Origin of the sequence: Limosilactobacillus difficilis (assembly GCF_947387495.1) — a bacterium.
Classification (GTDB): domain Bacteria; phylum Bacillota; class Bacilli; order Lactobacillales; family Lactobacillaceae; genus Limosilactobacillus; species Limosilactobacillus difficilis.
This window is the reverse complement of the sequence record NZ_CANDNU010000022.1, coordinates 21645-27774: the sequence shown is the minus strand read 5'-3', so window position 1 is coordinate 27774 and position 6130 is coordinate 21645. Positions and strand designations below refer to the sequence as shown.

The window sequence follows — 6130 nt, the reverse complement described above, 5'->3', positions numbered from 1 at the left end:
AGAAAAATATTAAACTATCAAACACCGTTTGAGATATTTTTTGAAGAACCGTTGCACTTAGTTTGACAATTCGTCACATAATAAAACGTAGTAAAACCATGTGTGAAAAAGGGGGTCATTTTCGTCACTATCGCTGTATCCCTTGTGGCAGTAAGGCTCAGGCAGTGACGAAAATTTTTGAGTTTTGTCACTTTTTGATCAGTTTCGTCACTTTTTCTCGCTAACCCGCATCGTTACGCCTTTTGCTCCATTTTTAGTTTTGTCACTTTTTTATTTAATAGCGTATAAAAAACGTATACTTATTATTTACCTTGTCTGGTTGAGCCGACCTGGTTTGCGTCGGGTTTGAACCACGTTTGACGATCAAGCCTGGCGGTTTCCTTGCGGGTGCCGTTGGTTGCGTCGATGGCATCGAATTTTTGGGGGATGATTTGGCGTCTAAGCTTGGCGATCACCTTTGGTGTCTTTTTGGGATTAGTAGATCAGCCCGAAACTTGACCCGAAAGCTTAGCCGTGATTTTTGGTATATAACGTCGCTCATTTGTTTTGTTCTGTATAATTGCCCTGCTTTTTAAAGTTTAACGCGTCTGAGAGGCCTTTATTTGTATCTACATGAATATACCTATATAAGGGTCAAACTCGGGGCCATGCTTATGATAATGACGGTGGGCGCTGTTTGACGTTGGTTTGCTTTCGATTAAGCGGGCAAAAATCAGCAACCAGATAGTGAGCGAATCGATACCAAACGGGCGGGCAAACAAAAAGCCCGCTAGCGTAATTGCTAGCGGGTTTAGTTATGAAATTAGTTTAACTTGATCTTGTACCACTTGTCGGCTTTACCAAAAACCGATTCGTGGTACTCTCGCCCTCGTCGTACAATTGCGCGGCGGTTTTACCTTCGTGGGTGGCCATGTATTGTTGCCATTCTTTGTCTCGTTCTGATGACAATCCCGCAAGCAGCGGTGGATTAACCTCAAACTGGTGATCTAAAAAGTCGGCATCTTTCTTCATATAGTCCGGTTCTTCGTTCTTGATCATGGTTAGTTACTCCTTCGTTGTTGAAATTTTGGCGTGAACTCGTGGGTAAGGTGTCGACATGATCCAAAACCAATATTCTGTGCGGTCGGAATTCCACAATTCGTGGACGTTCGTATCATGCTTGTAACCTTTTGTATAAATTGAATGGTATCCCTTGACGAAGTCCTCAAAGTCTGATAAAGCCTCCGCTTCCGTGTCGTAAGTTTGACCAAACTGCCAGTGCGGATCCATCTTGTCATCAATCGTAAATAAAACTTTTGCTCTCGTCATAATTGGTCTAGTCCTTTCATTAATACCAGCGAAGATTGTTAATGTACGGGATATCCTTACCCGTCTTTTGATAATAAAGGTCGTTGAGCAGCTCAAACTGGATTTGCTCAACGGTGATACCACCCGCAAAAATAATTGATAGGCGTTCTTGATCATCCTTTGCTTGGTCCAATGCACGGTGACGCTCAACCCAGACTTTTCTTGCCTTGTCAATGATTTGGTTCTGTTCTTGTTGACTGATCACCTTGTCCACTTCTTTATACGCTCGCTTACAATACATCCACAAATTATCCATAATTGGTCTAGTCCTTTCCTAAATAAAATCCGTTGTCCTCTGCATCAAGCCCTAATGCTTGACGGTAAAGGTTGATAATCCCCACTGCCGTGTTGTGCATCCCCGTGGCGTACATTACGCGCTCTTGGTTGTCACTATTTGCACGGTCGAAGACCTCATCGGTTATCGCTTGCGTCGACTGCTTCAAGTTTTCGGGCCTGTTTCGCTCAATAAAATCACTCACTAAGCCATCAAGCGGAGCCATCTTTTCGCTTGTCAAATCGGTGCCGTGATGGATTGGCCCTGCTTGACACTTTACCGTATAGATAAGCCAACGCATGAAGTACCAAGGCCATCCGTAATTCTTCAGCTTCTAAGCTCTTGATTTTCGTTTTAATTTCGTTGTTCATTGTTAAGATCCTTTCACTATCCACCAACCACTGCCCAACCATCCAACCAATACAGTAGTAGTTAATTAACTTCTGTTATCATTACTTAACCAACTTTGACATCATCTAAAAGCACGCCACCGCGCCAGCAATAGGCCCAGTGAATCAGAGCCCGGCGCTCTACGCGATAAACCGATGGTGTGCTCATACACTCATCAAAACTAGCCTCAACGGCGGTTTTATGCTTGATGTAGCGTTCGCGGATAATTTCGGCTTCTTCTTCGTCAAGCACTGATAACGTCGCTTCAACTTCGCGTAAAAGTTGCCTCGCGACAACGGCTCTCAGCATCGTATCCTCACTTGAATTGCCGTAACCGTGGCTTCCGCTGGTTGGCGATAAAGCCGGTGATGACACTACTTCCGCACCCTTCGCTGTATACAGCGCCCGGATGTAATCTTTCACAAAAAAATGTTTACTCGCTCGTACTAACTCTGCATCATTCATAACTTTCAATCCCCTTTATTCAATCACTGCTTACGCGAACAACTCGCTAACTGCTTTGCTATCATCATTTGACTTATCAAACATTTGACCCTGTTTGACGTCGGCGTGATCGGAACGTGGATCAACTACCGTTTCAACTTGGCCGTTCATCTTATCAAGATATGCCACATTATTTGACTTGATGAAGTCTTTAATTTCTTGTTGTCGTTTGGCTGTTAATTGTTTAGCTGGTTTGATTTGGTCCTTTAACATCTGCAAGTCTTCACTATCAACGTTTCCGGGGTGGTTTTGACTGTCAAGATACCATCGCAACTCATCGACGCTTTCGCCATAATTTCCTTCGTGGTAACGGTTGAATCGGTCCGTGTATGGCGCTAACCCTAGACCTAACCACACTTTTCCTCTGTTAGTATGCGCCTCTGGTGCGTAGTCTCGGATTGTTTGGTTGAAACGTTTCTGAGTGATTGGATGGTCGATTCCAGCCTGTTGACAGTAGATATCACGGTATGCTTGGTATAGCTCCTTTTGAGTGACTGATGATCTTACGTCGGCAACCACGCTAATCGTGTCATCGAAACGTTTAATGTGGTTTCGGTCGGTTCCGGATAGCTTACCGTTTGACTTTTGGGATCCAAAGTAAACCGACGTATCAAGAGCTGGTGATGAAGCCACGCGGTTCCAATATTCATCAAAGCTCATCAAGCAATCACGCAAGAACTCGCCGGCTGAGTTTGATTCACTCTTGTAACCAATACACCATTCCTTGATTTCATTTGGCATTTCCAGCACAAAGGGATCTTGTTCAACTTGCGGTACTTGTTCGATACTTAGTTTACCTGACTTAACTTGCTTACGTAATTGTTCGGCTTTTATTTGCTGTTGAATTGATAAGTCAACCAATCGTTCGGCTCCATGGATCATCCACAACAAAACTCCATCTGATTCACTTTGTACGATTTCGTCTTCAAATCGTGAATTGTAGTAGATGCTGTTACTTGGCATCTTGTGCAAAAACTTGATCAAGATCAACCGACGCATAATAGCGCTGTCACCGCTGGACTTGGGCGCATAATTTGTGGCGATTAGTAGCTTGAAAAATGGATCAAACGAAAACGGTTTCTCGTACTTTGCTTGCGCGCTCATCGTGTCACGTCCGGTTAAGCTCTTTACAAGTCCTTCAGAAAAATTTGCGCCCTGATCTGGTTCAGTGGTGATAACTAGACGCTTACCGGCCAACCTGGCTTTTTGGGGTGAATTACTTTCGGGGTTTGAATTCTTTTGCTTTGCAAACAGTTCAAACGGGATACCACTCACAGAATTGCTCGAGTCTGGTGATTCTAAATCATCCCCCGAAATTTTAGACAAAATGTGAAGAAATGTTGATTTTCCGCTACCACCGGGCCCTTCGAAAATAAAGAAATGCTCAAAATCATTAATACCAAGCACTGTATACCCGGCGATCAACTGTAGATAATCAATTAATTTTTGATTATTTTGCGTCAAAGTCTTCAAAAAATCGCTCCACTTTGGTGCCTGGGCCTTCGGGTCAAATTTCTCGGGGTAGATCGTGGTAAAAAGGTGATCCTTGTCGTGCTTTTCAAGCTTGCGGTTGCCTTTAACCAGTTTTCCGTTTTCATCAACTTTTGCGACTTCGTATTCACCATCTACCAAATTCAACCTTGCCGGTTGATTGTTAAAGTCGATATCTGTTCGGCCTAGTAACTGTCCCGTTTCCGCTAATTGAAAGATCGCGGTTAGCGTCGCTTTACTAGCTGATGAACGCACAAATCGTTTCCAATCGCTGTCTGTCATTCCCACATTTTCAACGCTTGACATTTCGGCTTCACTTTCAGCTATGATTACTGCTGGCAGACACATGGCTGTTTGGAAAAGTTCGCTGGAATTAGTAGCCGGCAGTTTGGCCCATAGTTTTCCAGTCCAGACAAACCAAACCCCACGATCAATCTGATAAAAGGCATGACCTCGCAAAATGTCGGTGACGCGTTCGGCTAATCCCATTTGTGTAAAGGGATGAATCTTATGATTTAACGGATTATAGGTCCAGCTAATACGATCTTTTCCGTACACAAAATCAATCTTAAAATTTGTGTTTGCTCGTGCTAAAACTAGTTTGGTTGGGTCAGTGTGAGCACTTCTCGCGATCATCAGGTCGCGATCAGTTAGCGTTACACTAGTCGACTTTTGTGCTCGCTTGCTGGCTTTTTGCTTCAAGTTTTCGATGTCGTCTTCACTTAGCTCACTTAGTGCTTGAAGCAATTCCGCTTTCGTACTGCTTGCCATTATTGCTACTTCCTTTCTTGTTCTTGACTTCTGCACCATCATGATGTATACTTGGTGTAGTAAATAAAATTGATAAGGTGCGTTCAGCTAAAGTGTTCAAGCTGAGCGCTTCTTTCGTTTAAAAATCTTTCATGTATCGTCACTTCCTTTCAATGTCTGACCCGTCGACGTTATATCCGTGGGTGTATGCTGTGTCAATGAACTGCCTGCCTAACTTCATCTTTTGTGTGATAAAGTCGAAAGCACTTTGTACTACCTTTTGCTGATAAAGCTGGCCATTTGAACCGTGGACTTGGTTAAGTTTTGCTCGTTTCTTGAGATAATCACTCGACAAGTAGTAAACCGCCCATAAAATCACTGTTGGATTGTAAGCCAAGTCAAAGTTCGTCGGACTCATGTGGCTCTTTTCTTGGAATCCATCGAATGGAATTGGTTTAGCATGATAATTGTTGACGACTTGAGTCATTGCCCGTTTCATCAGATTGAAGCAAATCATGTAGTCACGCCTACTTTGTGACTTATCTCCCAGGGGATGATTGCCATCTCCAAGAAAGTTTGGATCATTATAAAGGTTGCTGATTTTCATCATGTCATACTTATCGATTTGCGTTAACAAATGATCTTCTAACTTCTTAACAACGTCATACACATAATCAGCGGAATTATCACTAATTGCATTCGGTTTCTTTGATGTTCCTTTGATCATGGTTCCTGCCGTTACGCTTGCTGTTGACTGATGGTTTAGCAAGTAATCAAACAACTTTATCAAGTGTTTCTTCCAATCTTCGACCGGCTTTTTGATTTTGATTTGGTTTGTGGTAAAGGTTAGGTAGTGGCCATAGAAGAAAATTTCGGCTCCAGTGTGCTCACCTTTTGTAGTACCAATCTTGTAACTCGTTTTGAGTGGTACAGTTTGAAAAACCGGATCTTCGAAGAAATCACTAGATAAATACACGATCATGTGGATCCCGCCGTGTTTTGAACGTTCGGCGTAAACCGTTGGTAAGCCTTTTAAAAGCTTGTTAATCTTGTGATCGTACTCTTTCTCGACGTCAATCAAGAAAACGTGTTGCTTCTCGCTATTGATACGCAAAGCGTAACCAGTTTTGGGTGTTCCGTGATCGGCCTTGAGTTCGTCTAGGCTAACCAACCCTTTGACCGGATCGTTGCACAAGTTTCCCCAATAATTGGCATCGTTTGGTTTCGCAAGCGCTGGCTGATATTTTGATGGGTTGAAGTGCTGACGTAATGCGCTCTTCGGGTCAATCGGTCGCTTTTTGTTGTCGCTGATGGTCCAGCAAGCCTGGCGAGCTAAGCCTAACCGCTTCATAGTTTCGTAGAATTCCATGTGAT

General features: G+C 43.3%; 7 protein-coding genes. All 7 read right to left on the bottom strand.

Annotation, left to right across the window (positions count from 1 at the left end; genetic code table 11):
* Nucleotides 1–807: 807 nt before the first annotated feature.
* The 7 genes from QOR82_RS05595 to QOR82_RS05565 all read right to left on the bottom strand — a co-directional run bounded on the left by QOR82_RS05595 (nt 808) and on the right by QOR82_RS05565 (nt 6125).
* Complete coding sequence (locus tag QOR82_RS05595; protein ID WP_283583792.1) at nt 808–1038, bottom strand: hypothetical protein; 231 nt, start codon at nt 1036–1038, stop codon at nt 808–810.
* Between the two features lie 6 nt (nt 1039–1044).
* Entirely contained in the window at nt 1045–1308 is a 264-nt protein-coding gene (locus QOR82_RS05590; protein WP_283583791.1) for a hypothetical protein, read from the bottom strand.
* 19 nt (nt 1309–1327) lie between these two features.
* Nucleotides 1328–1603: a hypothetical protein gene (locus QOR82_RS05585; RefSeq protein ID WP_283583790.1), complete on the bottom strand. Its 276-nt coding sequence runs from the start codon at nt 1601–1603 to the stop codon at nt 1328–1330.
* A gap of 7 nt (nt 1604–1610) precedes the next feature.
* Complete coding sequence (locus tag QOR82_RS05580) at nt 1611–1790, bottom strand: hypothetical protein (protein WP_283583789.1); 180 nt, start codon at nt 1788–1790, stop codon at nt 1611–1613.
* A gap of 287 nt (nt 1791–2077) precedes the next feature.
* Nucleotides 2078–2476 carry a hypothetical protein gene (locus QOR82_RS05575; protein WP_283583788.1) on the bottom strand — a complete coding sequence of 133 codons (399 nt, stop codon included), beginning with the start codon at nt 2474–2476 and terminating at the stop codon, nt 2078–2080.
* A gap of 30 nt (nt 2477–2506) precedes the next feature.
* Nucleotides 2507–4777 (bottom strand): DNA primase family protein, encoded by a 2271-nt coding sequence (locus QOR82_RS05570; protein WP_283583787.1) that lies wholly within the window; start codon nt 4775–4777, stop codon nt 2507–2509.
* 139 nt (nt 4778–4916) lie between these two features.
* Nucleotides 4917–6125, bottom strand: a complete 1209-nt coding sequence (locus QOR82_RS05565; RefSeq protein WP_283583786.1) for a hypothetical protein — start codon at nt 6123–6125, stop codon at nt 4917–4919.
* Between the last annotated feature and the right edge of the window lie 5 nt (nt 6126–6130).

Bases quoted from the DNA above. Each gene is read 5' to 3' on its own strand.
- QOR82_RS05595 (WP_283583792.1), bottom strand. From the start codon at position 1,038: ATGATCAAGAACGAAGAACCGGACTATATGAAGAAAGATGCCGACTTT.
- QOR82_RS05590 (WP_283583791.1), bottom strand. From the start codon at position 1,308: ATGACGAGAGCAAAAGTTTTATTTACGATTGATGACAAGATGGATCCG.
- QOR82_RS05585 (WP_283583790.1), bottom strand. From the start codon at position 1,603: ATGGATAATTTGTGGATGTATTGTAAGCGAGCGTATAAAGAAGTGGAC.
- QOR82_RS05575 (WP_283583788.1), bottom strand. From the start codon at position 2,476: ATGAATGATGCAGAGTTAGTACGAGCGAGTAAACATTTTTTTGTGAAA.
- QOR82_RS05570 (WP_283583787.1), bottom strand. From the start codon at position 4,777: ATGGCAAGCAGTACGAAAGCGGAATTGCTTCAAGCACTAAGTGAGCTA.
- QOR82_RS05565 (WP_283583786.1), bottom strand. From the start codon at position 6,125: ATGGAATTCTACGAAACTATGAAGCGGTTAGGCTTAGCTCGCCAGGCT.